This window comes from Endozoicomonas sp. Z74 (genome assembly GCF_057680865.1).
This window is the reverse complement of the sequence record NZ_JBLYZI010000082.1, coordinates 1-26,628: the sequence shown is the minus strand read 5'-3', so window position 1 is coordinate 26,628 and position 26,628 is coordinate 1. Positions and strand designations below refer to the sequence as shown.

Sequence of the window (26,628 nt, the reverse complement as noted above, 5' to 3'; positions counted from 1 at the left end):
CCGGAAATACCTTGTGCATCACCGGCAATGGGTGAGGGCGGCAGAGTTTTATGGAGGACACCGATCTGCTCTGGGGACATCATGGGTATGGACTTCAGGATGTCTTGGAATTGCTGAGGTTTCATGGCTGGAACTCCACTTTACACGACAATTCTCATGCTCAGGGAGTATAGACCATGTTAGCAACATTTAATTTGAACAGCGCCATGTAGTCAAATACTATCGTTGGCCCTTAACAATTTGTTCAATAAATTTCGTTAAATTCATACATCGTTTAAAATCAGATACTAAACTTTCAAATTCTTTTTTGTGAACATCTTGATATTGACCACTTTGTTCAAGACCAGCTAATTCAGTTATCCGAGTATGGTATTTAGTAATCATGTTACTACACTCTGTATAATACACCTGCAATAACTCATAGCTTGGCTGTTCTCCATCATCATGACTGGATACTCCATAAGTTAATATCCACTCCATCGTATCTTCATCCAACTCGGTAGGGACCTCACGAGCAGCTTCAGAGTTCTTAGCCAAAAGGGCTCCATTATTTTCAATCACAGAAATGACTGACCCTTCTGGTGAAATACCCTGTTCAGGCTGGATTACTTTGCCCTGGTCAGACTGGGTCTGTGAAGATAATACCACCTTCACCTCTCTTTCTTCTGTTCCTTCAGTGTTGATTACAGCCCCTGGTCTTCCCCTGTCAGGAATTTGTCGTGCCGCTTCCATCCTGGACAATACGATCCTGCTATTCCACAGTCTTGGATCATTTACGAATTCATCAGCATTTGAAAGACTGCTCAATATTGTCGGAGGTTCTCTCATAAAAGCACAGGATACCTGGCCAGCCCCGTTATTCATACCAACTCCTCTTATTTCTTTAACCATCTAATTTATAAGAATGAATATTTCTACAAGCATCATTTAATAAAGTTTCATCATAAACCACTACACCTTGAACACCGGCATTAATCTTTTTACAACAGCAGATCATGAGAATTGCTAAAAAAAGCAATAGCTACTTTTCCTCTGGTCCCAAACCCAGAAGAGCCTCCTCATATCCCTGTTTTAACATTCGATACTGTTCCACCTTAGCTTCGTTTGCCAAACTGCCATGTTCTTCAATTTTTTTCTGGCAGGAAGATATAAGTATTTTTAAGAACTTCCGGCCACTTCTCGGGTGGCTCATGATTTGGTTCAGTGAGAGACCCCGAAGTGCCGGAGTAGAAAACATCCACTCACTTGAACCCATGCCAGTACTGGTCGAAGGCGATGGATCTACCCCGGGGGATTCTGGCACAGATGCAACAACCAAACCTGAAGGGCTCCGTCCTGGTGAATGCATTTCTTCCGGGGGTTCTACTGACTGGGGAGTCCCCATAGAAAAGCTGGCAGCTGACGCAGGGCTTGATGCGGGGGATGCCTGCTCGAAAACCCGCTTCTCTACTACTGGTTTTTGCACCGGCAATTCAGCTTCAGCAACCACTTTTGATCCTTTTGTTTTTTTCCCTCCTTTCCCTTTGGTACCCGCAGTGCTTTTCCGCTTACCTTTTGTTGCTTCTTCCGGGGTCTGTGGCGACATAAATTCAGAGGATTCACTTCTTCTCCTGCGCCCGGATACGGGTGATTGGGCCTTCTGCAGGCTCTGATCATCAATCAGGTTTGCAATGGCTACCCAGTTAAAACAATCCTTTTCCAACTTCATGGTCAATTTATTTTCTTCAAGCGCTTCCATATGAGAATACTCTGCACAGCACAGAGCCAGCCTTGCGGCCATATCAGGATATTCCTCAACCAGGGTATTGGCCATGGCAATATCTTTCAGCCAGTCCAGGGGATTGAAGTGTTTAGTGTTACTCATCGCGCCAGAAAATTCTTGTAATGTCGCAAGATAACTGTCCATACCCTGTGATAAAGAGCCAACATATTGTTTTCGCCTTACAAAATAATCATAGCGCTCAATATTCGAAAAAATGCTATCTATACCGCGTTCTTGAAACAAGGACCGATTGGCCCTCAGTCGATCCATTATCTTATTGCGCATTGTACTTTTAAATCTGTCACTTTTATTTTCATCAATGGATTTTGAAATTTCTTCCTCTGAAAAACCCAAGCCAATTGCTTTATCAAGCACTCCCGCTTTTCTCAAAGTGATCCGCTTTAACTGAATGGGAAACAACCCTGAAGCGGTTGTCTGATTCCTTACTGTAAGGTGGTCAGGGGAAACATCATTCACATTGGCCACTTCCCTTCCAGCCATCGTTATTTTGGTTTTATCTTCTTCTGAGCGGACATCAGAGCCCTGGTCAAAAGGCGGACTCTCTCCCAGAGCATCCTGTTCCGCTTTTCCCTGTCCAACTGGCTGAAACATGGAGATGACCTGTCTTTGTTCCTTCCGAATATTGACTGATCTGACCGGGTAAAGTTCCTTACCCGGCCTGCCACCCTGCTTTGTCAGCCAGACTGTCACCGCTGTTAGTCACTTCTCTCACGGAATAATGGTATAAACGGCATACAGTGACATTTTCAGACACCGGGGAGTAGAGGCTATGGAAGGAATCACTACATTTTATTATCAGAAGGACTGCCACCAGCAACCCACGGTGGCGCACCTGAACCAGGATATGGAAAGTCTGGAGAGCCAGGAAACCACCTGCGAAACCCCAGGGTTCAGTGAATCCCCCCTGGCCCAGATCGAACTGTTCAGCCGGATGATCTGCTTCAGCGTGAAACACCCTTTTCCCCGCTCGAAGGGACAGATTGGCTGCGCGATTATCGGCATCAAGAGAGCCCTGAAACTGCTCAGCCTGGCAGAGCTGGTCCAGGGAAGCAGCACAGTGCCCCACATTCATATGGAAACACTGCGCCCCGACCTCAGGCCAACGGACCAACTAAACTCATTGCTGGACCATGAGCTGATCCGTAGCGCTCTCCCCAGCCTGAGGGAGGCCATGTGTTTTGTGCATCCCCATGACCAGCAGGAAATCTATGACATGCTCAGAATCAAACTCGGGGCATTCAAACCGGAAGACCTGCTCTTTTAAGCAGGTCCTGTAAACAGCCCCTCCCTATGCCACTGGCAACTGCTGCTCCACCAGCGTCTGCCAGTAGCTGACCCCCTTCATCAGAATACGGTCGTTAAAGTCATAGTGCGGATTGTGCAGCGCCGTGCCACCACACTCCCCTTCACCATTCCCCATCAGAATGTAGCAACCCTTCGCTTCCCGGAGCATAAAGGAAAAGTCTTCACTGATGGTCAGAGGGTCGCAGTTACCGGTGACCTGTTCAGTCCCCACTGCGGCCTGGGCCGCGCTGATGGCAGCCTCGGTTTCCACAGGCGTATTGATGGTGGAAAGAAATGTGTTGATAAACCGGTACTGGTAATCCACCCCGGCTGAGACACACTGCCCCTTAACCACCCGCTCAATACCCGCCTCAATCTTGGCCAGAGCCTCATCGGTGAAACTGCGGGTATCGCCTTTGAGCTTGACCCGGGAGGGGATCACATTCACGGTGCCATTGGTGGCAAACTCCGTCACCGAAATCACGGCCGCTTCATCAACGGCGTTAAGGTTTCTGGAAACAATGGTCTGCAAGGCGGTCACGATCTGGGCGCCAACCACAATAGGGTCTGTGCCCATATGGGGAAGCGCGGCATGGCCCCCGGTGGCGATAATATCAATTTCAAAGCTGCTCTCGCTGGCCATGATGGAGCCGGGCCGGGTTATCACATGACCTGCCGGAAGGCCGGGCATATTATGAATGGCATACACGGCATCAATGTTCCAACGGGTGAACAGGCCATCGGCAATCATGGTTTTAGCACCCATGCCATGCTCTTCATCCGGCTGGAAAATAAAATACACGGTGCCATCAAAGTTCCGGGTTCTGGACAGCTCATGGGCGGCCCCCAGCAACATCGCTGTATGGCCGTCATGACCACAGGCGTGCATCACCCCCTCATGGGTGGAAGCATGGGGAAAATCATTTTTTTCCTCAATCTGCAGGGCGTCCATATCGGCGCGAAGGCCGATGGAACGATCACTGTCGCCACATTTGAGAATGCCTACCACTCCGGTCCTGCCCACATTGCGGTGGACTTCCAGGCCCATTTCCTCCAGACGGCTGGCCACCAGCTCCGCGGTTCGCTGCTCTTCAAAGCCCCGCTCAGGGTGCTTGTGGATATCATGGCGCCAGGCAACTACTTGCTCTTGAATGTTCATCCGTCGTCACTCTCCGGGGTGGACAAAGTCCACCCCTTTTTCTTTCGCTATGGGCAATTGCAGTCAGTCTGCTTATTCGGCAACCATTTCGGAAACCATGGTTAAGCCAGAGGTACTGACAGCCTGGTCAGACACTCTCTCTTCCTCGGAGACCGGTTCAAACTCAGCCCGGAACATCTTGAACGTACTGACAATGCAAAGGAACAGCACGAACATCAGTGGGAAAGCGAAGATCAGACTGATGCTCTGCAACAGCTCAATCCCGGTCTGGCTGCCCATCATCAGTGTCACGGCCATGGCGGCCTGGGCAATCACCCAGATGGTCTTCATCTTATTGCTGGGGTTCTCGGAGCCGTCTTCACACATACTCGCCAGAGTAAAGGTGGAGCTGTTCAGAGAGGTAATAAAGCAAGTGAACAGGGCAATCACGACGCCAATGGAAATCACCGTGCCCAGTGGGAATTTCTCAAGGACAATAAATGTGGCGGCCTTGGAGGAAGCGGCAGCGGCAGCCAGCACTTCAGGCTCAGACTCAATACCTATGGTTCCGAAGAACGCCACCCAGATGAAGATACCGGCACAGGGAATCAGCATGGAGCCGAGAATAAACTCCCGAACCGTTCTGCCTTTGGAAACCCGGGCAATGAAGGGGCCGACAAACGGTGCCCAGGCAATCGCCCATGCGTAGTAGTAAATGGGCCAGCCACGAATCCAGGAAGCTTCTTCATCGGCAGCAAAGGTCGGCAGCATCAATGCATCTTTGAAGAAATCATTGATATAAAGGCCAATGGCATCAAAGTAGACATTGATCATCTGAGTGGTGGGCCCCACCAGCCCCACCAGAAGAATCAGGCCAACAAGAAGATAGGCGTTGCAGTCAGACAACAACTTGATGCCTTTCTCCAGCCCTGTGGTGGTGCAGAATATGGTAATGGCGGCAATCACTCCCACCACCACAAAGATGGTAGTCGGGCTGTCCGGTGTATCAAACAGATAGGCAAAGCTGATACTTAATGACAGTCCGCTCTGTCCCAGGGAGGTGGAGATACCGGCAATGGCACCAAACACACAGATCAGGTTAACAATCTTGCCCAGGTTGCCATTGGCTTTATCCCTGCCCCAGGGCATCAGGATATTACTGATCAGTCCGCTTTCTTTCTTGCGGAACATCAGGTAACCCAGCACCAGACCCACTACAGAGAACGCCGCCCAGGCCTGAATGCCCTGGTGGATAAAGCTCTGCTTCATGGCAAACTCGGCGGCTTCTGCCGTCTGTGGGTCTATGCCCGTGGTCGCCAGGGGGTTCATGTAATGATAAACCGGCTCGGCAACCCCCCAGTACAGCATCACCGTTCCCATTCCCGCAGAAAACAGCATGCCAATCCAGGAGAAGGTACTGAACTCCGGCCGGGCGTCGTCTGGCCCGAAACGGATATCGCCGTATTTACTGAAGGCGAAGTAAAACATCACCATGACATAGAGGAAGGAGCCGGCCATGTAGACCCAGCCAAAGGTATCCGTCAGGTACGTCATGGTACCAATGCCAACTTCATACAGCTTGTCCGGAAACAGGATACCGGACAGAACCACCAGTATGATGAAGCTGATGGTACTGACAAACAGCATTTTTCCCTGAGAGAGGGATGATTGATTGGACATCGTTCTATCCCCCCAACTCAGTTGATAACAATCAGTTCAGGCTCGGCGCGCTCACTCAGCCACTCCGCCCCATCTTCGGTGATAACAATGTTTTCTTCATGCACCATGGACTTGCCGGGGGCATACACCATGCCGGGTTCAAGGGTCATCACCATGCCAGGCTTCAGCACTGTATTATCGGTTGCGGTGTTGGAAGGCCTTTCAGTCAGCTCCATCCCCAGGCCATGACCCAGACGACCAACGTCGTTTCCGAGTGCGCCGTTGGCTTCCAGCACTTCCCACATGGCGTTGTATATATCTGTGGTGGTGGCACCGGGGCGGGCGGCTTCAAAGCCTTTGGTAGTGGCTTCCCAGGTGGCCCGATAAGCGGCTTTGGTCTGCTCGCTGGCGTGACCAAACGCCCAGTTGCGGTCAAAGTCAGAGAAATACCCGTCCCGGACAGCGCCGGTATCAATGATCATCACATCCCCCTGTTCAAGGGTGCGGTCCGTGGGTCCCATGATGATGCTGTCATAACCGTCCGGGCCGGAACCGGCAATGATGTAGGGGCACTCATCGGCGCCGGCGGTCAGCATATCGATTCGAAACTGCTTGCAGATTTCCCGCTCTGTCATTCCGGAACGGGCATATCCGGGAATTTTCTTGAAGCCCACATTGGTAATACGGCAGATTTCACGGGTTTTCTCAATTTCAGCCTGAGATTTGATCTGTCTCAGTTCATGCACCGCCAGAGACACATCCACAAAGTCTTTTTTCACCAGTCCGGTCAGCTGCAGGTAATTATTCACAGGCATGCGCAGGTGAGACTCAATGCCCAGAGTGGCACCCACCCGACCATAACGGCAGGGAAGTGAGTTCAGGGCACTGGCCACCAGGCTGATGCCATCGTCTTCCGGGCGGGGGGAGGGCCAGGTAATGATATTGTCGATCCAGGTGCCAGCCATACCGCTGGCGCCAATCTCGGGAATAATCGCTACCGGTTTGCCTTCGGCAGGTACCACCAGGAACCAGGGCCGCGTTGGGCTGTGCCAGAACTGGGTATGAAAGCCAGTAAAATAGCGGACATTAGGTTCCGTAGTAAACAGCATCGCATCCAGCTTCATGTCATGCATGATCGCCTGGGCGCGCGCAGTGCGATGTTCAAATTCCGCCTGGTCAAAACCCCGTTGAAGATAATTGGTCATTGTGCTGTACCCCGATCAGTCCTGTGCAAATTCAGGCGCGCTCATCACCAGGAACGAACCGAAACCTGCTTAATAATTAACTTTTGGTGACTTTGTGAGCGCATCATACTCGCCAGATCGGGGAAAAAATTGACTTGAATCAAAAGTTAACTTTTGAGAACTCTATTCCACAGAAATACTGACACAAATCAAGAAAATGCTTTTAATGCTGAAATAACACCCAAAAACAACAAAAACAACCACTCTAAAGTTACATATAGTTGATTGCCGACTTGAGTTTTCTCACATAAAAACGCAAAATAGGCGCAAACAAATCAGTCAACAATTTTTGATCTTAAATGTGTAATACAGAACGCCTCAGTAGTGGCACCCGGTTTACTGAGATAGACAGACAGCTGCTGGCGGGCTACTTCCGCCTGGCAGACACCATTGCCGACCTCATCGGGCCCCACAGCGAAGTGGTTATCCACTCACTGGAAAGCCTGGAAAAGTCGGTGGTAAAAATTGTCAACGGGCACCACACCGGCCGGAAACTGGGCTCCCCCATCACCGACCTGGGACTGAAAATGCTCCGGCATTTTGAGCAGACTGGAGAGGTAACCCCTAAAAGTTACTTCACCCAGAGCAAAGATGGCTCACTATTAAAGTCGACCACCTGTGTGCTGGCGGGAGAGAACGACAAACCCATCGGACTGTTCTGTATCAACATGAACCTGTCACACCCGTTTCCTGAAATCATCAAAACCCTGATGCCAGCGGTTGGGCAGATGGATGAGCCGGTCAGTGAAAACTTCAGCTCCAGTGCCAATAATGTCATTGAGCAAGCCCTGAACCAGGCCATACAGGATATTGAAAATAATCCGGCCATCAGCCTGAAGAGCAGGAAAAAAGCCATTACCCGAATTCTGTTTGATAACGGGATTTTTGAGTTCAAAGAGGCCACCGCCATTGTCGCGGAACGCCTGGGAATTACCCGTCACGCGGTCTACAAATACATCCGCGAATTTAAACACTGACACCTGCTACAGGTGTATTTACGTACAAGGAAAACATCATGAAAAAGACCCTTCACACTGAACAGGCACCAGCGGCTATCGGACCTTACTGCCAAGGCGCTGCTTTCAAAGAACTGGTCTTCACATCAGGCCAGCTGCCTCTGGATCCAAAGACCATGGCCTTTGTGGAAGGTGGCATCAAAGAGCAGGCATATCAGTCTCTGATGAACCTGAAAGCGGTTCTGGAAGCCGGTGGCGCTTCTCTCGACTCCGTCATCAAAACCACCTGCTTCCTGTCTGATATGGAAAATTTTGCCGCCTTCAACGAAGTGTACACTGAGATTTTTGGCACTGAGTCCGCACCTGCCCGCTCCTGTGTTGAAGCAGCCCGTCTGCCCAAGGATGCCCTGGTTGAAGTAGAGGCGGTTGCCTTTATCAACCCGTAAGCCTTTCAGACCCACTTCTGGTTTTCATGCGCTTCCAGCGCATTGTCGGCTTTTTCTGATAGGGACTCTGATCGAGGCCCTGATCGAGAAAGCCGACCTATGGCCTTCTACCCCCCGACAAAAAAGCGCCCGAGATGTTGAAATTTTCCCAGAACCCATTCCACACCGCACAAACGAGCCCTCTGTTCACCGCTGCGATCGCGGAAAAAGCCCGTCGTTTTCACAGCCAGATTGAAGGCTATGCCCCTACACCGCTGGTATCCCTGCCTCAGCTGGCAAAAAGACTGGGGGTCAAAGCCATCCTGGTAAAGGATGAGTCCCACCGGTTTGGCCTGAACGCCTTTAAAGTACTGGGGGGCTCCTACGCCCTGGGCCAGGTTCTGGCGGAACATCTCAACCTGGATATCTCAGAGATCGACCTCAAGACCGTTTCATCAAAACTGCCAGAGCCCGTCGTCTTTACCACCGCCACCGCTGGCAACCACGGCACAGGTGTTGCGTGGGCAGCCCGGGAAATGGGCCAGAAAGCCGTCGTTTATATGCCTAAAGGCTCTCCCCAGGCCAGTGTCAACCGTATCCGAGGACTGGGTGCGGAGTGCATTGTCACCGACGTCAACTATGACGACACCGTTCGTCTGGCCAGCAAAACCGCCGATGAAAACCACTGGATGCTGGTTCAGGACACCGCCTGGGAGGGGTATGAGCAGATTCCCACCTGGATTTCCCAGGGCTACATGACCATGGCCGACGAAGCCATTGAACAGGTCAATACACTGTCCGAAGGCGTGCCCACCCACGTAATGCTTCAGGCCGGAGTAGGCGCTATGGCGGGGGGCGTACTGGGTTATCTGGCGGATAAGCTGGGAGCCGATCGCTTCAAGGCAATCATCTCCGAACCTGACGCCGCAGACTGTATTTATCGCTCCGGAACCAGTGCCGACGGCTCCATGACCGCAGTGGGGGGCGACCTTGACTCCATTATGGCGGGCCTCGCCTGTGGCGAGCCAAACCCGGTCACCTGGCCCATCCTTCGCGACTGCAGCCACGCCTTTGCCTCCGTTTCTGACAGCGTTTCTGCTACCGGTATGAGAATCCTGGGGAATCCGTTGAAAGGCGACCCTGCCATTACCAGTGGTGAGTCCGGAGCCATTAACATGGGCCTGCTGTATCTTCTGGCAAGCCAGCCGGAAAATAGGGAAATTCTTGATTCCCTTGGCCTGAACAGTGAATCCGTGGTGATGGTTTTCAATACCGAAGGGGATACCAACCCAGAACGGTACCGGAAAATTGTCTGGGAAGGTGCTCTGAAACTCTGAACAGTGATTGATTCTTACTGTTCTGGTTGAAGCCACTGCCCTCTGGCTTCAACCTCCCTCCCCTGGCAGTCTGTCGGGCTTATGCTCCGCACAAGGTGCTCATTCATACGACAGATTGTTCCTGCCGGCTCCTCGTACTCATGGCAATAAGGTTGCCCACCACAACCAGTCCAACACCCGCAACGGCCATGGGTGTCCACTGGTAGCCTTCAAACAGTGTGGAAATACCCAGCGCAATAATCGGATAGACCACATCCACATAAGCGGTTTTGTCCGCGCCTATTCGACCAATCAGGGCCATATAGGATGTCATGGCCAGAATTGAACCAAACAGCGCCAGGTAGAGCAGGGAAACCACATAAGCCAGACTCCACTGAAACGCAGGCGGTTTTCCACATAAAAGAGCCAGGGCAATCATAAACAGTGCGCTGTAGAACATCGCCAAAGTGACCACGGGCAACAGTGGCAACCCCTCCCGCTTGTTAACCTCACAGGCCAGGCTGCCAATGGAAAAAAAGATACACCCGGCAAATGCCAGGCCAATGCCCTTGAGGAAACCGGAATGCAGGCCTGACCACAACTCCGGCAGAAACACCAGGGCAATGCCCAGGGAGCCAAGCACTCCACCTGCGACAACGGGCCAGCGAACGGGGTTACCAAGCCAGACTCTGCCAATAATGACGTTTAAATAAAGAACCGTTGTACAGACCAGGGCAGACAGGGCACTGGTGATATAAAGCTCACTGAGATAGACCAGCCAGAAAGCAATGCCACACAAGCTTATTCCCTGAATGGCAATACGAATATGCTGCCGACCGGTAAAAGGGGAATGCGTTTTTCTGAACCAGCCTATCCCGGCCATGGCCACGGAGGCCAGAAGGAACCGGTAACTGATCGACCAGAGGGGATCAACCGGCCCTAACTGAAAAGTAATGGCATACCAGGTGCCCCCCCAGACAAAGGCACAAAGAAGAAACAACGCTGCACTGTGCATGGTATAGACCCGATGTTGACTCGCCCGATGGGAACAAGGGAGTCATTGATAAATCAGCACATTCACTTTTCAGGAAAATACACAATAGCGGAGATCATCAGAGTTTGCCCAACAGACTCCGGTTACAGGCTTTCTTCCCAGGGCATATCCGGCAGCCCGTCAAGATGTTTGTCGTAGCGCTCCCCGTTAAACGACGTCTGGTTATTAACCACATCCACCAGCTCGACACACAGGGCACAGGCTATATACTGAACAGCCTCCTCCCGGTCCATTCCTCCAAGCATCAGGCGCATTAAGGTTTCTTTCACCCTGGGAGGGTTATTTTCAGCCAGCTGGTTTTCAACAATCTCAATCACCGCTTCACCACCCATCAGATCTTCGCTTTCAATCATGGAAATACTCCTGGAGAAAAGCTGTATGTTACCTCTTACCCCGGACAATAGCGCTGATTCGTATCTTCCCGAACAAACAGGCATTGAAGCTTGCTTTGTCTGCCCATGAGGAGTACCAATAAGCGGGTTACCTCAAGAGGCTAACCAAGAACCATCAGGAGGAAACCTGTGTATACACTCTATGGAGATTCCCAGTCCGGCAACTGCTATAAAGTGCAACTGCTGATGCATCACCTGGATATAGAATGCAACTGGGAACACATCAACATCCTTGGCGGCGGTACCCATACCGATGATTTCCTGGCCATGAACCCCAACGGCAAGATACCGGTGCTCAGTCTGCCCGAGGGCGGCTACCTCTGGGAGTCCAATGCCATTCTGAATTATCTGGCAGAGGGCACAGACTACCTGCCGTCTGACCGGCTGCTTCGGGCCCGGGTTCTTCAATGGCAATTTTTTGAGCAATACAGTCATGAACCCTACATTGCCACCTCCCGGTACATCGTCAAATACCTGGGGCGCCCCAAAAAACATGAACCCGTTCTGCAGGCGAAAAAGGCCAATGGCTACAAGGCACTGCAAGTGATCGAAACTCACCTGGAAAACAGGGAGTGGATGGTGGGCGACCAACTAACCATTGCGGATATCTGCCTGTACGGGTACACCCATGTGGCTCACGAAGGCGGGTTTGGTCTTTCTGACTTCCCGGCCATTATGGCCTGGCTGAAGCGGGTTCGGGCTCATCCAAAACATGTAAAGATGAGTTGATACTGCTAAACTCCGCGCCCAGCAAAACCAATGCTGGGAGCCTGTCATCAGGCAACCGGGTTTCCTGTCAATTTGGGCATTCAACGTTGAGGTTATCAATGGGGTTTCTTGATCGGGTTCAAACCGCCATGGAGAAAAACAACTCTCTGCTGTGCGTAGGGCTGGACCCTTCACCAGACCGTTTTCCGGCAGCTATTCAGTCAAAGGAAAAGGCCATCTTTGCATTCAACAAGGCCATTATTGATGCCACTGCTGATCTGGTGTGCGCCTATAAGCCCCAGGCAGCTTACTATCATGCCCACGGCGCGGAAGACCAGCTGGCACAAACCATTGACTATATCCGCAGCCAGTACCCCGACATCCCGGTGATTCTCGACTCCAAGCGGGGCGATATCGGCAGCACCGCCAGCCAGTATGCCATTGAAGCTTTTGACCGTTACCAGGCCGATGCGGTGACCGTCAATCCCTATATGGGTGTGGACACTATCGAGCCCTTTGCCCGTTATGCTGACAAAGGGGTTGTGGTGCTGTGTCGTACTTCCAACCCCGGTGCCGCAGCCATTCAAAACCTGGAGGTACTCAATGCTGATGGGAACCCGGCAAAACTCTATGAGGTGATGGCGAAAATGTGCCAGACCGAATGGAACGGTAATAACAACCTGCTTCTGGTGGTCGGAGCCACCAACCCGGATGAGCTGAAGCAAATACGGGACATTACCGGGGAGATGACCTTCCTGGTGCCCGGCCTCGGTGCCCAGGGCGGAGATGTGGAAGCCACCGTCCGCAATGGTTTGAACAGCGAAGGCAAGGGGATTATTGTCAACTCTTCCCGCGGCATCATCTACGCCAGCAATGGCGAGGACTTTGCTGAAGCGGCACGCAATGCGGCTTTGACATTAAGGGACCAAGTGAACCAGTACCGCTGATCTCTCGCAGGCCCTGTACAGCAGCAGGGCTCTCCTTATAGGCCGTTAACAAAGAAAATCTCAGTTTTTTAACTATCCTGTTCATTCAATTGAAAGGTGAACTGGGTAGCAACCGCCAATGAGAATAACTTTGCCTTCGGCCACGGCAGTGGCCCTGGTTGTTTTTATTGCGTCTGGGGCAGTTAAATCAGCTGCCAAGGCTTCCAGCGAGCCTTATGCCCTTCATAACGATAAAGGGTCTATGCTGACAATCGCCGTCGTACAACTCATGTTCAGTTGCCTTCCACCCAGACCGACAAACAATTTACCACGCTATAAACACGCCCTCATAACCAGTGATAACAATCTGCAAGAGGCACTAGCCCTCCCCAGCGTTAACATTGATATTCAGGCAAACCTGCCTCCGGATTGTAAAAAAGAGATCTACAGCGGTACTGAGCTTGAGCAGTATATGGAGCAAACTCGAAACCATCCCCCTTGTCGACTGCATCTGGTTGGCCGTATAGAAATCAGTAAACCCCTTGTACTTGATGGAATCGTCCTGGAGGGCTTGATCAACCCAACGTTGGGATTCAACTCTGCAGAAAGCCCCTATCTACCCATATACAGTGGCAGAGTATATCTATCCGGCCCATCAATGAAACTCACAGCGAAAGCGTACAACGAAATACTCCTTCCCCCTGATGGGCTGCCAATTCTGGCGGCTTCTGCCAAGTTTCAGGGCGGTGCTCTGCTGGTCACCAAAACCAGCGGTCGCATTGAAAAGCTTGTGTTGGAGGTTCCTGCCAAAGAGAGTGCAATTGCCCCCTTTCAAAAAACGGCTATCGCCCACTACCTGGACCTTCAGCATAGCTTCCTCGTCAGCGAGGATGTATCGGACGCTTATATGCCCCTTACCATAGAGCTTGCCGATGACAAGGAAGCATCCACCACGACCTTATCCCGGCAGGTCTCATCCACCAATAGCAGCGCTCAAAACACCCAGTCTCAAGTCAGTGATGCCCTAAGCAGAGTCAGAACCCGTTTATCTTCAGATGGAGAACCTCCCGAGGAAGATAAAATCACAAGCTACGACCGTAAACCACCACCGGGGTCAATCCCGGATGTCCAGTCATCAACGTCGCGGGCTGAAGCGCAAAGAGCACTGATACTGAAGGCAAATAAAAGGCGCTCAGCCTCTCCCCCCCCTACCAGCCGTTTTGCCATAGCTATGGAGGCGTTCAAAGGCACAGCACCTCCCCCTGTCAAGAAAAAACAGCCCCCTCCCATACCAGAGAAACCAAAGATAAAAATCTATACGGGTATTTCTGAGACAATAGCCCACCATGAGCAATCAAGGGTGGCTGCTCCTACAACTGCAGTGGAACCAAAGTCATCAGAGAATGAGGACCCTTTCAAAAATGCCCTAAAGCATTTGTCAAAAGTAAAGAATGAACTACTTGAAAAATTTAAAAATTCACTTAGCAAAATGAACAAAATTTTAGATCAGAGAGAACAGCCACCAGCCCCCTCCACGCCTCAAGTAACCATTGAACCGGGCCCATCAGAAAGTGAAGCCCCTTCCGGCAATACTCTTGCCAGAGTTGAAAACCTGAAGAAAAAGTTTCAGCAGATGGAAGAATCACTGGTTAGAATGGATATTATTTTAGACAGGCGAGCACAAAAAAAACCATAAGTTCAATAAGAGTTAAGGAAGATGGCAGGCAGGCAGGCAACTCATAAACTATGCTGCTCAGTATCAGTAAGACTGCATCCTCATCGCCGTGAAACCTCTGCCTATTTCAAAAAGCGTTGCCTCTATTGTGATTTCGGTGCTGATACCCGCAGGATTTGCCCAGGCATCCGGTGTGGATATACCAGCCCCCTATCACCAACAGCCTCATTATGGTCTTCCAGACACCATTGTGGAGGCGGCCCAATGGCCCGCCAAAGCTGGGGGAAGATATGCAATGGACGGGCAGTTCACTCCTGCCAGCCCCTCCTGTCGAAAACAGGTTAACAATGAAGTTCAATTAAATCAGGCCCTGGAAACATTCCCTAACCATCGTTGCACACTGGTTCTTGAAGGCCGAATCACGATCAGCAAACCACTTGAGCTAAACGACGATATCACCCTGACAGGGAAATCCAATTTCGAAATCGGGTTTGACTCAACGAATGTGCCCTACCAGCCACTGCAACCTGTTTCATTAACGTTTAGTCAAGATTCTGATCAGGGCTTTGTGATACCTGCCACGACCTTTGACACAATGGTCAGTCTTCCCGATGGCCTTCCCGTTCTTGTTGCTGGCAGGGGCTTCAAAGGACCAGCCCTGGTTAAACTGAGTGGCAAAAGCAATATTGAGAATCTCGTTTTTGAAATGGGTCACTCTGACATACCCATTCCTGCTTTTGAGCGGATGAAGGGTGCATCGGTTATCCACCTGAACAGTACGTTTATCTCAACGAAACAAGCCCACGACACTTTGCCAGAAGGTTTGATCGTTTACTTTCCCAAGGACCAGGGCAAAAGCTCCACCACCACAGCCCAGTCATCTGATCCGTCCACAGCAACATCTCCGGCTGGAAGCTCAAGTACTGCAACTCCAGCATCGTCTGCTGCCAAGTCGTTCGCTTTATCTTCTGATGGGAAAAAACCACCCGATGATAACCCCACAGACTACTCAAAAAAGCCTCCGGCACCAGCTGCCAACCAGACTGACACTGAAGAAGTACGTAAAGATTTTAAATCAATATTACAATTTCACACTGCAGAAATTGAAAAAAACACACCGAAAGAAAAACCGTCACGTGATGGCGGAAGCGATACAACTTCAGGATTACAAGCTGCAACCCCTTCTGCGGATAGTGGAGCCGGGACATTTGAAGCTCAGCAATTCATGGAAGCTCAAGAGTCTGTAAAAAAGCTGAACAGTGATCTTAAAAAGTCCCGGGACAAAAATGAACGAGAAAGGGCCAAATTTTTCTCCTCTTTATCAGGCTCGGCTGAAAATCAAGAGCCCCAAAGTGGTAGCTATGAAGAAGCCCTGGAAAGATTTAAATCTGTCTCTACATCCATGGATAAAAAAGAATAATGCCCGACCATTAATTACTTTAAGCCGCCTCATTCTGTTCAACGGCCCTTACGGTCTGAGCCGGTGCCCTGGCCATCACTTCCACCTTCCGCTGCTTTTCATAGAGGAACCGGAGGACCTCTGAACGCAGTCGTGTATATTCCGGATCTTCTGCCAGCTCCAGGCGCCCCCGGGGACGTTCAAGATTGATATCAAGAATTTCCCCAACGGTAGCGGCAGGGCCATTGGTCATCATGACAATCCGGTCCGACAGCAGCACCGCCTCATCCACATCATGGGTAATCATAATAACGGTGTTGTTCAACTCCTGCTGGATCTCCATTAATGAGTCCTGCATGTGGGCGCGGGTCAGGGCATCCAGTGCACCAAACGGCTCATCCATCAGCAGGATATCCGGCTGCATGGCCAGTGCCCGGGCAATCCCGACCCGCTGTTTCATACCACCGCTGATTTCATCGGGCCTTTTGTGCATGGCATGGTCCATATGTACCAGTGCAAGGTTATGTTCCACCCACTCTTTGATTTCGGCCTTGCTTTTACGGGAAGCGCTTCTGGATCGGCCAAACACCTGCTTTACCGCCAGCTCCACATTCTGATACGCCGTCAGCCATGGCAGCAGAGAGTGATTCTGGAATACGACGGCACGGTCTGGCCCCGGCTCAGAGACTTCCCTGCCATTGAGTACGACGCCACCCCGGGTCGCCTTCAGCAGACCCGCCACCACATTCAGCACCGTTGATTTGCCGCAGCCGGAGTGTCCGATCAAGGAGACAAACTCCCCTTTGGCAATTTTCAGGTCCACCTCTTTCAGAGCGGTGAAAGGCCCCTTGGGTGTATCAAACACCATATCAATATGGCTGATATCCAGTAGTGTGCTCATGCTGTCGCCCTTCCCCTTAATGGCTGATTTTTGTTTTATCCCATGCTGCCAGACGCTGAAGCTGCAACATGCTTCGATCCAGACCAAACCCGATAAAGCCGATCACAATCACCGCCACCATAATGCGGGCCAGTGAGTTGGAGCTGCCATTCTGAAACTCATCCCAGACAAACTTGCCCAGCCCTGGGTTCTGGGCCAGCATTTCGGCGGCAATCAGTACCATCCAGGCCACTCCCAGAGAGAGTCGCATGCCGGTAAATATCATGGGTACAGAAGCAGGCAGGACAATCTTCTGAACGTGCTTCAGGGCAGGCAGGCGCAGCACGCGGCTGACATTCACCAGATCAGAGTCCAGGGAAGCCACACCCACCGACGTGTTAATGACCATGGGCCAGAGGCAGCAGAGCGTGACCGTGATCATGGAATTTAAAAAGGACTTGGCTACCAGGGGATCAGGGCTGACATACAGAGCACTGACCACCATCGTTACCAGCGGTAGCCAAGCCAGGGGAGAAACGGGTTTGAACACCTGAATGACCGGGTTTATGGCCGAGTTCAGGGTTTTATTGAGACCAACGGCGATACCAAGCGGGATGGCAATCACCGCCGCCAGCAGAAAGCCACTCATTACCGTGACCAGGCTGGTGATAATCTGATCAAGAAAGGTTTCCTTGCCCGTGTAGGCCCGGATTTTCGGCACATAATCCGGATCCTTAGCCACACGATCAGCATTGCGTTTTTCCTGCCGCTGATAAAAGGCCGCTTCCTTTTCCCGCTCAGTGACATGCTCCTGGTAAAGAGAACCAAATTGTTCCCAGACCATGGCCGGCCCCGGAAACTGCCCCAGAGAGGTGTTGATATTCCGGGCGGCTCCGGCCCAGAGCAGGAGAAAAACCGCTATGCCTATCAATGGCACCAGCAGTCCGCCTGACAACTTTTTCAGCATCTGCCAGCCTGCAGTCGTATACCACTGCACTGTACTGCGAGGCACCTCTGTTGATGGATTCATAGCGGTTGCTTCTGCCATGACAAAAACTCCTTTTACCCTTCAGGATGATTCGACTAACCGGTTAAGGAAGTTGCAAATAAGTCCTGTGCGTGCTCTGCAAGACAAACAGCCTGCATATACAAGGCGCAGTTTGCAGTTAATGGCCTTAGTCCTTAACAAAAACTGTAACGCAGTAGATGCGGGCTGTTTGTCTTGCCCTTCGGGGCCTCCAGGGGGATCCAGACTCAGCGTCTGCCTTTTTTGACAGGTGCCAACATGCCTGCAAAAGGCTTTCTTGATTCTGAATCCCCCTGGCAGGCCAGAGCGCCGCAGGACTTTTTTGCACCTTCCTTAAATCCGGTCACCCTGCTTCAGCCCAATGGTGAACTGGTTGATGTACTCATTGGGTTTCTTGCCGTTGTAAACCAGGCCATCAATAAAGTGAGTCTGTGGATCCCGGAAGCCGTCTTCGGAAGCAAAGTCCGGGAAGTCCTCTGCCTTAACCCGCTTTTCCCCCATCAGGGACAGGGCCGCTTTCTCATAGATATCCGGGCGATACACTTTTGCCGCCAGATCCTTGTACCACTGGTCGCTCTTATCCTCAGAAATCTGGCCCCAGCGGCGCATCTGGGTCAGGTACCAGATAGCGTCTGAGTAGTAGGGATAAGTAGCGTTATGCCGGAAGAAAACATTGAAATCTTCCACTGGACGCTTGTCGCCTTTTTCGTACTCAAAGGTGCCGGTCATGCTGTTGGCAATCACCTCATAATCCGCTCCCACGTAATTGGACTGGGACAGGATTTTCACCGCTTCCGGGCGGTTGCTGTTGTTGTTTTCATCCAGCCACTGGGCAGCACGAATCAGGGCGCGGGTCAGGCGAATGGTGGTGTTCGGGTACTTTTTGTAAAACGCTTCGGTAATACCAAAGACTTTTTCCGGGTTGTTTTTCCAGATTTCGTAATCGGTCACCACCGGCACGCCAATATTTTTAAACACCGCCTGCTGGTTCCAGGGCTCACCGACGCAGTAACCATAGATGGTGCCTGCTTCCATGGTGGAAGGCATCTGGGGTGGAGGAGTGACGGACAGCAGGGCCTCTGCATTGATCTGGCCGGAGGTATCCCCTTTGTGAGGCGCATAAAACCCCGGATGAATGCCCCCTGCCGCCAACCAGTAACGAAGTTCATAGTTATGGGTGGAAACCGGAAACACCATACCCATATTAAAGGGCTTGCCATCGGCATTGTATTTTTCCACCACCGGTTTCAGGGAGTCCGCCTTGATGGGGTGAACCGGGCGACCATCAGCCATTTTCGGGATATTGGGCTTCATCTGCTTCCAGATCTCATTGGAAACCGTGATGCCATTCCCGTTCAGATCCATGGAAAAGGGCGTAATGATATTGGCCTGGGTGCCAAACCCCATGGTGGCCGCCAGAGGCTGGCCTGCCAGCATATGGGCGCCGTCCAGCCGTCCATCGATCACGCCATCCAGCAATACCTTCCAGTTTGCCTGGGCCTCAATGGTGACGTAGAGCCCCTCATCTTCAAAAAAACCTTTTTCATAGGCGATGGCAATGGGCGCCATATCCGTGAGTTTGATAAACCCGATTTTCAACTCTTCCTTTTCGGGGTAGCCAATCTCAAGGGCATCCGCCTGTCCCCATACAGAAGCCAGACTGCCAACTCCCATCAGGGCAGTGAGCGCCACTGACTTTAACGGCTTGAGCCACTTCATTTCATCCCTCCCGACTTTCCATACATTCCCAATGCTGAGGCGCTTGTATCTCAGGCGTTCTCCCTGAGGTCAGGCCTGCAGATCAACCATCTCGCCAGCAATGGCCGATCAGAGTTGAGCCATTGCACCAGCCATCAGCCAAGCACCAAGCATGCCAATCCGCCAAAAAAACAATAAAAGCCTTTAAATACAATGCGTTAAACACGCTTCTGAGTGAGAAGGTTGCGCTCTCAACCCTGTATTGCACGTTCAGAAATGAAGCCACAGGCTTTGCCTGCCACAACCCGGCGCACCAAAGTGGAATGAGGGAGATTCAAAAAACCTGCAGGCTGTTAGCACTGCTCCTTTACAAACTGCTAACAACTCTGTGCTGGCCTTGAAAGCGGAGTATTGCTATAAACTTCGACTGCCTATTTCCCGGATCAGGAGACTGTATGCCAAGTCTGGATAACCTTCTAAAAAACAATAATGAATGGTCGGCCTCTATTCGTCATGAAGACCCGGAGTTCTTTCAAAAACTCTCCAAGCAGCAAGCGCCCGAGTACCTCTGGATTGGCTGCTCCGACAGCCGGGTTCCCGCCAACCAGATCGTAGACCTGCTGCCCGGGGAGCTGTTCGTGCACCGTAATGTGGCCAATGTGGTGGTGCATACCGACCTGAACTGCCTGTCCGTGATTCAGTTCGCAGTGGATTATCTGAAGGTTAAACACATCATTGTTACCGGTCATTACGGGTGTGGTGGTGTCCAGGCCGCCATGGAGAACTCAAAGCTCGGCCTTATTGATAACTGGCTTCGTCATGTCCAGGATGTCCGCAAAAAGCATGACCAGCGCATTGCTGCAGCCGGAGACCAGAGTGCCCAGCTTGACCGGCTTTGCGAGATTAATGTTCTGGAGCAGGTCCTGAATGTCTGCGACACCACCATCGTTCAGGATGCCTGGAACCGCGGGCAGGAATTGAATGTTCACAGCTGGGTCTACGGCCTTAAAGATGGCCTGGTGAGAGACCTTGGGCTCAGTGTCTCTTCCAATAGTGACATCGCATCCATGTACCCGGTTGCCCTTGAGGCTCTCAGTGGTTAACACCCCTGGCTTTTTGCCATAAAGAAGCCCGTTACCCCTCAGGTATCCTGTCTATACTTCCACCCGTTTGTTCTGCGGGTGGAATGTATTCATGCTGATTCTTTGTCGAAGAGCCTCCCTTATCCTTTCCGGCTTTCTGGTAACCAATGCAACTATGGCAGCAGCTCCCTCTGCAGAGAAACCACCTAGCGGCGTATGGGTACTTGAAAACAGTAATGATGACATGCCCTATGGAGGCCTGAAGCTGGATCGTCCCAATGCCTTTACATTGCTGATGTATGACAGTAACTGCCAGCTGTATACCATTAATGGCCCCATGAAAAAAAAATCGCCCCACACCTGGGAACTGAAGCACAATGAGGACTACAGCAATACTTTCCTGTTGACAAAAAAAGAAAAAAAGCTCGAACTGGTGGATACCGAAGGACAGAAAATGGTGTTTTCTGCCGCTTCTGAAGCTCAGCTGGCAAAAGGAATCAGCCAGCGATGCAGGCCACCTTCGGGCATAAAGTCAAAACCGGCTTTGAATACCACTACAGGGAAAGGAGAACACCATGGATAGTTCATCAAAATATCCGCTGATCATGCGGTTAATGCACTGGCTTATGGCCCTGATCATTCTGGGGCTGATTGCCTGTGGCTGGTACATGACCAGCCTGGAAGACGACGTCAGTTATAAGTACGACCTTTATCACTGGCATAAATCCTTTGGGGTTCTGGTACTGTTCCTTTTGTTTGCCCGGATTGTTTTCCGTTGGGCAAGCCGGGTTCCTCCCCTTCCTGAGACGATGCCATGGTATGAAAGAAAACTGGCACATCTGGTGCACTGGCTGCTTTACCTGATGCTGTTCCTGGTACCCGCCAGTGGTTATCTGATGTCAGGTGCTGCGCCTGGGCGGGACGTCCCTTTCTTCAAATGGACCATGCCCAATCTGGTTGATAAAAACAAAGAGCTGGCAACGGTCCTCCATGACATTCATCACATTATTCCCTATGTTCTGCTGGGAATTATCGTTCTTCATTTACTTGGGGCCCTGAAGCACCGGTTTATGGATAAACCGGAAAATGATGTGATTCGTCGTATGCTCTGAGTTTCCCTGATGAGCCTTTTCAGCTCAGGAAAGCCCTTCATTGAACGGAAGCAATGAAGGGCTTTTTTTCTTTATTGAGTGATTTACCTGACTGTCACTGATTTCATAGCGCTGTTTTCTGCCACTGAGCCCCTCTTCCCTTACCAATGGCTTCAAGCAGGCCTTCTGTACGCATTTGCTGAACCACCTTCTTAACCAGTTCCCGGCTTACCGTTGGCAACTGAACACAGATATCGGACACAGCAAAAGCATGGTCAACTTTGTCAATGGCCGCTTTAATCAGTTGAGTCTTTGGTGCCCTGCTGCCTTTCCATTGCAGGGCATGCACTTTTTCCTCCAACTCATCATAGGCCTGAACCAGCGCCTTCAGGAAGAAGTCAATCCAGGGCATGGGATTGTGCCGGCCTTCATGCCAACCTTTCACGCTGACACTCAATGCTTCTTTGTATGCTTGATTCTGCCTGCCCAGCACTCTTTCCAGGCTAATGAGCTGACCTACCTTGTAGCCATTGGTTGCCAGCATCATTAACATCAGCAACCAGGCAATACGGGTGTTGCCATCACTGAAAGGATGAATACAAAGGAAATCCAGCACCGCTGCAGAAATCAGAAGCAACGGTTCAACATTGCGCTGTAACCCGAGGTGGTACATAGCCATAATGTTTTCCATGGCCGCAGCAATACCTGCAGCAGGAACAGTTCGATAAAGAACTCCGACCTTTTGCCCCCGGCTATCCCGCTCCACAATATCCTTATTGGTGACCCGCCATCGTCCCCCTTCATGGGGCATATGAGCATACAACAGGGCATGCAGCTGTCGAACCAGGCTGACGGAAAGGGTCATATGCTCCCCAGGCTCCACCACCATCTCCAAAGCGTCCCTGTACCCCGCAACTTGACGATCCACAGACGAAACTGGGCTGTACTGCCTCAATACGAGCTTGCGCACCGTGTCCCTGGTCACCCTGATCCCATCCAGATGGCAGCTGAACTCCAAAGACTCCATAACCGCCACCTGCCGCAGGGTATCCAGAATTTCCGGCTGTTGCCGGGTCGTTACCAGCTGTCTTCCCTTACATTCCCCCAGTTGTCGAAACAGGGCTAACTGCTCACAACTGAATGAATAATCCAATAAACGTTCCAGTGTTTTCATGGCCACATTTAACGATCAAAAATATTGGGTAATTATCGGTTAATATAGACCAGAAATGAAAAAGAGATCTTTATTACCCATAAAAACAAAAACTTACCAAAATAAGCAATCTTTGGTAATAAGGTATTAATCGTGTAATTTTTATACGAAATGAGTAATAACCCTTAACTGCACTTGCCAGAGTCCAGCCAGAGACGAGCCTGTCAGCCATCTGAAAAGGGGTCTGGAAATACAGTACCAGCGGCATTAGCCAGCCGATCCAGTGGTATAGAGCAGTGCATTTGCCGGATTTTCCAGCCCCCCTCAAGAGGGTCAACCACCAGGGTAACCCTTGTAGTTACTGACTCGAGCTGGTCCGGTGCATTAACGTGACTGTACTGGCTGTGGAGTGAGGCCTCAATCAGAATCAGGGAGTCTATTTGAAGGCAACGGTGTAATTCAAAGTGACAGGCCAGCACCTCAATCTGGGAATAAACATCATGGTGCCAGCCTCTGATGGCCTGTTCAGTGTCCAGAGGCTTTAAGGATGAAGGGGTAATCAGCGATGAACCTGGACATTCAAACAAACCGACAAACTCATCGGTATGCTCCGGATCGTCAAGGGCATTCATTCGGTGCAGAAAAACCTCAACCTTATCTTCAAGGGTGGCGCAGGCCATAACATCTCCTCCCGGTTGTCATGGGAGTTTAGATGATCCAGCACTGACGTCAGCTCAAGGGCAGAGAGTGCTGCTGTTCTTCCGGCCGCCGATGATCGTTACCCCGGTTAAGGACGCTTCGGCATTTATTTCCCAAAGCTACAAACCGGCACACACATCAGCACACAGGCCATAGCTTCAGGGTCATGCCGACAGGCCGAAGCACAGGCATTAAATGCTCCCCCCTGAGCCTGACAGCTCGCTTCTGAAAGGTATTCACACTCCTGCTGATCCTGAAGCCAGCGGCCACCTGGAGAAGAAAGGCAGGTAAGCACGCGTTCAGGGCCGGTAGCCGTTATGGTGGCAGGTATGGATCGGGTCATTCGAACATTCTTGAGAACACCCGCTTTAGAGAGCGCCTGAACCTGCTCCAGAACGGGGTCAGGCGTTATATCCGAGCCAGTAAACTGACGGGTTACCTGAGGCTCCTCTTTTTCTCCAATCAGGCTACAGCCACTCAAAACCACTGTCAGCATGACCACAGGCCAGGATAACCACTTCATCATGAATACTCCTTCTTATTTTGAAAAGACAGCGCTAACGGATTAACCGACTGCCTACTGCCTGACGAATAGTGCCTTAATTAGCTTTCCACGTCTTCCAGTACCCAGCCAAAACGATGGAACAGAGTAGTGAATACCGGATCAAGAGGCGCCTTGAATGTCAACAACTCCCCAGTCACCGGATGATTCATTGTCATCTCAGAACAGTGGAGTAATAATCGCCCGGCTGACAGGTTTTCAGCAAAATAGCGATTATGATTCCCCTTGCCGTGCTTTGCATCCCCAATAACAGGATGAGCAATGTGCTTCAAATGCCGACGAATTTGATGCTTTCGCCCCGTTTTTGGCCAAACCTTTACCAGCGAGTAACGGCTGCAGGGGTAACGATCAACAGCAACCGGTAACTCGACGGTTGCCAGCCTCTGGTATTCAGTAAGAGCTTCCTGGGCCGGTTTATCCTGCCGGGCCCTGCGGTCTGTCATTTTATCCAGCTTTTCCTTCAGGGCGTGATTAATGACACCTTCAGACGCAGTAAAGCCTCGAACAACCGCCAGATAGGTCTTATGAACCAACCCGGATTGAAACTGTTCTCCTGCCAGTCTCGCGACTTCCGATGAGAGGCCAAATACCAGAACCCCTGATGTGGGTTTATCCAGGCGATGCAAGGGAAAAACATGCTGACCAACCTGGTCCCGGACTATCTGCATGGCAAACCGGGTTTCATGGCGGTCAACCATTGATCGATGAACCAGGAGACCTGAAGGCTTATTGACAACTACCAGGGCCTTATCCTGATAAAGAATATCCAGGGATTCCTGAGGCACAATCATTCATGATTCCATTGGAGACAGATAAAGGGGGCATCATCTCAAATGAGCGCCTCCGTGACAGCTTGTATTTCCCCCAAAAAACCTTCAGCATTCTGGTCAAAATAATAATAAGGTGAAACCATGTTCGAACTTCTCACCCAATTTGGGCTCCCCATTGCACTGATTCTTATTATGACTGGGGTTGGGTTCAGCCTTACGACCAATGACTTCAAAAGAGTTCTGCAAAAACCCGGAGCCTTTTTAGTTGGGGCAACTTGCCAGATGTGCCTTCTCCCTCTTGTCACCATTGGGGTGATTGAGCTCACAGGCCTGTCAGGAGAACTGGCCATTGGGCTCTTTATACTTGCGCTCTGCCCTGGAGGCACCACATCCAATTTGTACAGCCTTTTGGCCAAAGCGGATGTTGGCCTTTCCATTTCCTTGACGACTGTCGTCGGGTTTATGACACCTTTTACCATTCCCGTTCTGGGAAACTGGGCTATCCACACCTACTCCGATGAAAAAGCTTACTTCGAACTGCCCATCATCGCTACATGGTTGCAGTTAATGGTCATCACTGTCGTCCCAGTGATCACTGGAATGGCCATCAGAAAAAAATGGCCAGCATTTACCCAAAAAGCAGAGCGTTATGTGAACAAGCTTTCCGTATCCGTTCTGGCAATTGTCGTTATTGCCATTCTGGCTGACCTGGGGGAAACCGTGCTGACTTATCTTCTGCAGGCAGGGCCCGCCTCTCTGGTGCTCAACATTTCTACCATGATGCTGGGCTACCTGGCTGGAAAATGGCTCACCCATAATGAGTCCCAGGCAAGAACTATTTGCCTGGAGGTGGGTATTCAAAACGGAACACTGGCCATACTGATTACCACGACGCTGCTCCATAACTCTGTAATGTCCATTGGACCCAGCGTCTACAGTCTTTTAATGTTTGTTTCTGCCTCTTTGTTTACTTTTATGGTGTTACGAAAAGACAGGTTGCACTCCACAGCGACAACCGCATGAAGGTAAATTTTAATCGGGGTAGAAACTATCTCTTATTTTGCCCATAAATAAAAACCCCAGTCGATTGCTCGACTGGGGTTTTTCAGCCTTGAGCGAACCCAAGGTAAATAGTGGTGCCTGGCGATGACCTACTTTGTTCGTATCGTCATGATACTCACCCCTCCGGGGCCTGCCTGAAGGCAGTCCAAATTTGATCCCGTCAAATTTGTCACATGGGTAGCTGCGCTACCTGTCCATGATCGGAACATTAACCCATGACCCAACCAGTAATAAAAAAGCCCGATCAGTTTCCTGATCGGGCTTTTTTATTAAGTGCCTGGCGATGACCTACTCTCACATGGGGAAACCCCACACTACCATCGGCGATCCGTCATTTCACTACTGAGTTCGGGATGGGATCAGGTGGTTCTAACGCTCTATGGTCGCCAGGCGAAACTTTAACAAGAGAAACCTATTTCTCTCGTCTGGAATCCGGTAATTAAGCTGTTTTCTTGCTTCACACTCTTGCGTATGGCTTCAACTGACAACCGGTCTCTGACCTCTGTCAACTGATTTCTAAATCGCTTTGGCGTTATATGGTCAAGCCGCACGAGTCATTAGTATTGGTTAGCTCAATGCCTCACAGCACTTACACACCCAACCTATCAACGTCATAGTCTTTAACGGCTCTTCAGGGACCTCTAA

26 protein-coding genes and 2 rRNA genes are annotated in these 26,628 nt (G+C 50.9%); 12 read left to right on the top strand and 16 right to left on the bottom strand.

The features are described from left to right. Nucleotides 1–219 precede the first annotated feature (219 nt). The gene (locus ACNRUY_RS19525) at nucleotides 220–732 is read right to left on the bottom strand and encodes a hypothetical protein (RefSeq protein ID WP_488113332.1); all 513 of its coding nucleotides are present in this window, start codon (nucleotides 730–732) and stop codon (nucleotides 220–222) included. Between the two features lie 289 nt (nucleotides 733–1,021). Further along, a complete protein-coding gene (locus tag ACNRUY_RS19520; protein WP_488113331.1) occupies nucleotides 1,022–2,374 on the bottom strand; it encodes a hypothetical protein in 1,353 nt (450 codons plus the stop codon). Nucleotides 2,375–2,552: 178 nt separating this feature from the next. Here ACNRUY_RS19520 and ACNRUY_RS19515 point away from each other — a divergent pair, with 178 nt between their 5' ends. Then, a complete protein-coding gene (locus ACNRUY_RS19515) occupies nucleotides 2,553–3,047 on the top strand; it encodes a hypothetical protein (protein ID WP_488113330.1) in 495 nt (164 codons plus the stop codon). Nucleotides 3,048–3,071: 24 nt separating this feature from the next. Here the strand turns inward: ACNRUY_RS19515 and ACNRUY_RS19510 are convergent, their stop codons facing one another. From ACNRUY_RS19510 to ACNRUY_RS19500, 3 genes are all read right to left on the bottom strand, one after another. Then, nucleotides 3,072–4,226 (bottom strand): M20 aminoacylase family protein, encoded by a 1,155-nt coding sequence (locus tag ACNRUY_RS19510; RefSeq protein ID WP_488113329.1) that lies wholly within the window; start codon nucleotides 4,224–4,226, stop codon nucleotides 3,072–3,074. Nucleotides 4,227–4,298: 72 nt separating this feature from the next. Beyond that, nucleotides 4,299–5,885, bottom strand: a complete 1,587-nt coding sequence (locus ACNRUY_RS19505) for a BCCT family transporter (RefSeq protein WP_488113328.1) — start codon at nucleotides 5,883–5,885, stop codon at nucleotides 4,299–4,301. Between the two features lie 17 nt (nucleotides 5,886–5,902). Beyond that, nucleotides 5,903–7,069, bottom strand: coding sequence for a M24 family metallopeptidase (locus ACNRUY_RS19500; RefSeq protein ID WP_488113327.1), 1,167 nt, complete (start codon nucleotides 7,067–7,069; stop codon nucleotides 5,903–5,905). Nucleotides 7,070–7,407: 338 nt separating this feature from the next. On the opposite strand from ACNRUY_RS19500, the gene ACNRUY_RS19495 reads away from it, so the two are divergent. The 3 genes from ACNRUY_RS19495 to dpaL all read left to right on the top strand — a co-directional run bounded on the left by ACNRUY_RS19495 (nucleotide 7,408) and on the right by dpaL (nucleotide 9,826). Further along, nucleotides 7,408–8,085, top strand: coding sequence for a helix-turn-helix transcriptional regulator (locus ACNRUY_RS19495; RefSeq protein WP_488113326.1), 678 nt, complete (start codon nucleotides 7,408–7,410; stop codon nucleotides 8,083–8,085). 38 nt (nucleotides 8,086–8,123) lie between these two features. Beyond that, on the top strand, nucleotides 8,124–8,510 hold the full coding sequence (locus ACNRUY_RS19490) for a RidA family protein (protein WP_488113325.1): 387 nt from the start codon (nucleotides 8,124–8,126) through the stop codon (nucleotides 8,508–8,510). A gap of 134 nt (nucleotides 8,511–8,644) precedes the next feature. After that, complete coding sequence (gene dpaL / locus ACNRUY_RS19485) at nucleotides 8,645–9,826, top strand: diaminopropionate ammonia-lyase (RefSeq protein ID WP_488113324.1); 1,182 nt, start codon at nucleotides 8,645–8,647, stop codon at nucleotides 9,824–9,826. 103 nt (nucleotides 9,827–9,929) lie between these two features. On the opposite strand, the gene ACNRUY_RS19480 is transcribed toward dpaL, so the two are convergent. Then, the gene (locus ACNRUY_RS19480) at nucleotides 9,930–10,820 is read right to left on the bottom strand and encodes a DMT family transporter (RefSeq protein ID WP_488113323.1); all 891 of its coding nucleotides are present in this window, start codon (nucleotides 10,818–10,820) and stop codon (nucleotides 9,930–9,932) included. A 122-nt stretch (nucleotides 10,821–10,942) separates the two neighbouring features. Further along, nucleotides 10,943–11,212: a hypothetical protein gene (locus ACNRUY_RS19475; protein ID WP_488113322.1), complete on the bottom strand. Its 270-nt coding sequence runs from the start codon at nucleotides 11,210–11,212 to the stop codon at nucleotides 10,943–10,945. 168 nt (nucleotides 11,213–11,380) lie between these two features. Between ACNRUY_RS19475 and ACNRUY_RS19470 the strand changes: the two genes are divergently transcribed. The 4 genes from ACNRUY_RS19470 (at nucleotide 11,381) to ACNRUY_RS19455 (ending at nucleotide 15,980) form a co-directional block, all read left to right on the top strand. Next, nucleotides 11,381–11,980, top strand: coding sequence for a glutathione S-transferase family protein (locus ACNRUY_RS19470; RefSeq protein WP_488113321.1), 600 nt, complete (start codon nucleotides 11,381–11,383; stop codon nucleotides 11,978–11,980). 98 nt (nucleotides 11,981–12,078) lie between these two features. Continuing rightward, nucleotides 12,079–12,906, top strand: coding sequence for an orotidine-5'-phosphate decarboxylase (gene pyrF / locus ACNRUY_RS19465; RefSeq protein WP_488113320.1), 828 nt, complete (start codon nucleotides 12,079–12,081; stop codon nucleotides 12,904–12,906). A gap of 1,210 nt (nucleotides 12,907–14,116) precedes the next feature. Continuing rightward, nucleotides 14,117–14,581, top strand: coding sequence for a hypothetical protein (locus ACNRUY_RS19460; RefSeq protein WP_488113319.1), 465 nt, complete (start codon nucleotides 14,117–14,119; stop codon nucleotides 14,579–14,581). Nucleotides 14,582–14,753: 172 nt separating this feature from the next. Continuing rightward, entirely contained in the window at nucleotides 14,754–15,980 is a 1,227-nt protein-coding gene (locus ACNRUY_RS19455) for a hypothetical protein (RefSeq protein WP_488113318.1), read from the top strand. A gap of 19 nt (nucleotides 15,981–15,999) precedes the next feature. On the opposite strand, the gene ACNRUY_RS19450 is transcribed toward ACNRUY_RS19455, so the two are convergent. From ACNRUY_RS19450 to ACNRUY_RS19440, 3 genes are all read right to left on the bottom strand, one after another. After that, a complete protein-coding gene (locus tag ACNRUY_RS19450; protein WP_488113317.1) occupies nucleotides 16,000–16,860 on the bottom strand; it encodes an ABC transporter ATP-binding protein in 861 nt (286 codons plus the stop codon). Nucleotides 16,861–16,876: 16 nt separating this feature from the next. Next, entirely contained in the window at nucleotides 16,877–17,806 is a 930-nt protein-coding gene (locus tag ACNRUY_RS19445; protein WP_488113334.1) for an ABC transporter permease, read from the bottom strand. A gap of 393 nt (nucleotides 17,807–18,199) precedes the next feature. Beyond that, complete coding sequence (locus tag ACNRUY_RS19440; RefSeq protein ID WP_488113333.1) at nucleotides 18,200–19,540, bottom strand: CmpA/NrtA family ABC transporter substrate-binding protein; 1,341 nt, start codon at nucleotides 19,538–19,540, stop codon at nucleotides 18,200–18,202. Between the two features lie 479 nt (nucleotides 19,541–20,019). On the opposite strand from ACNRUY_RS19440, the gene can reads away from it, so the two are divergent. The 3 genes from can to ACNRUY_RS19425 all read left to right on the top strand — a co-directional run bounded on the left by can (nucleotide 20,020) and on the right by ACNRUY_RS19425 (nucleotide 21,758). Continuing rightward, a complete protein-coding gene (gene can, locus ACNRUY_RS19435) occupies nucleotides 20,020–20,667 on the top strand; it encodes a carbonate dehydratase (RefSeq protein WP_488113316.1) in 648 nt (215 codons plus the stop codon). 91 nt (nucleotides 20,668–20,758) lie between these two features. Further along, the gene (locus ACNRUY_RS19430) at nucleotides 20,759–21,229 is read left to right on the top strand and encodes a hypothetical protein (protein ID WP_488113315.1); all 471 of its coding nucleotides are present in this window, start codon (nucleotides 20,759–20,761) and stop codon (nucleotides 21,227–21,229) included. Continuing rightward, on the top strand, nucleotides 21,222–21,758 hold the full coding sequence (locus ACNRUY_RS19425) for a cytochrome b (protein ID WP_488113314.1): 537 nt from the start codon (nucleotides 21,222–21,224) through the stop codon (nucleotides 21,756–21,758). The genes ACNRUY_RS19430 and ACNRUY_RS19425 overlap by 8 nt, the downstream gene beginning before the upstream one ends. 103 nt (nucleotides 21,759–21,861) lie before the next feature. On the opposite strand, the gene ACNRUY_RS19420 is transcribed toward ACNRUY_RS19425, so the two are convergent. The 4 genes from ACNRUY_RS19420 to truC all read right to left on the bottom strand — a co-directional run bounded on the left by ACNRUY_RS19420 (nucleotide 21,862) and on the right by truC (nucleotide 24,942). Then, on the bottom strand, nucleotides 21,862–22,890 hold the full coding sequence (locus ACNRUY_RS19420; RefSeq protein WP_488113313.1) for a Fic family protein: 1,029 nt from the start codon (nucleotides 22,888–22,890) through the stop codon (nucleotides 21,862–21,864). A 224-nt stretch (nucleotides 22,891–23,114) separates the two neighbouring features. Next, the gene (locus ACNRUY_RS19415) at nucleotides 23,115–23,570 is read right to left on the bottom strand and encodes a nuclear transport factor 2 family protein (protein WP_488113312.1); all 456 of its coding nucleotides are present in this window, start codon (nucleotides 23,568–23,570) and stop codon (nucleotides 23,115–23,117) included. A 125-nt stretch (nucleotides 23,571–23,695) separates the two neighbouring features. After that, on the bottom strand, nucleotides 23,696–24,115 hold the full coding sequence (locus ACNRUY_RS19410; protein WP_488113311.1) for a hypothetical protein: 420 nt from the start codon (nucleotides 24,113–24,115) through the stop codon (nucleotides 23,696–23,698). Nucleotides 24,116–24,192: 77 nt separating this feature from the next. Further along, a complete protein-coding gene (gene truC, locus ACNRUY_RS19405) occupies nucleotides 24,193–24,942 on the bottom strand; it encodes a tRNA pseudouridine(65) synthase TruC (protein ID WP_488113310.1) in 750 nt (249 codons plus the stop codon). Between the two features lie 120 nt (nucleotides 24,943–25,062). Between truC and ACNRUY_RS19400 the strand changes: the two genes are divergently transcribed. Further along, nucleotides 25,063–25,944, top strand: coding sequence for a bile acid:sodium symporter family protein (locus ACNRUY_RS19400; RefSeq protein WP_488113309.1), 882 nt, complete (start codon nucleotides 25,063–25,065; stop codon nucleotides 25,942–25,944). A 314-nt stretch (nucleotides 25,945–26,258) separates the two neighbouring features. On the opposite strand, the gene rrf is transcribed toward ACNRUY_RS19400, so the two are convergent. Then, a 5S ribosomal RNA gene (gene rrf, locus ACNRUY_RS19395) occupies nucleotides 26,259–26,374 on the bottom strand. 145 nt (nucleotides 26,375–26,519) lie between these two features. Then, a 23S ribosomal RNA gene (locus ACNRUY_RS19390) occupies nucleotides 26,520–26,628 on the bottom strand; the annotation flags it as partial.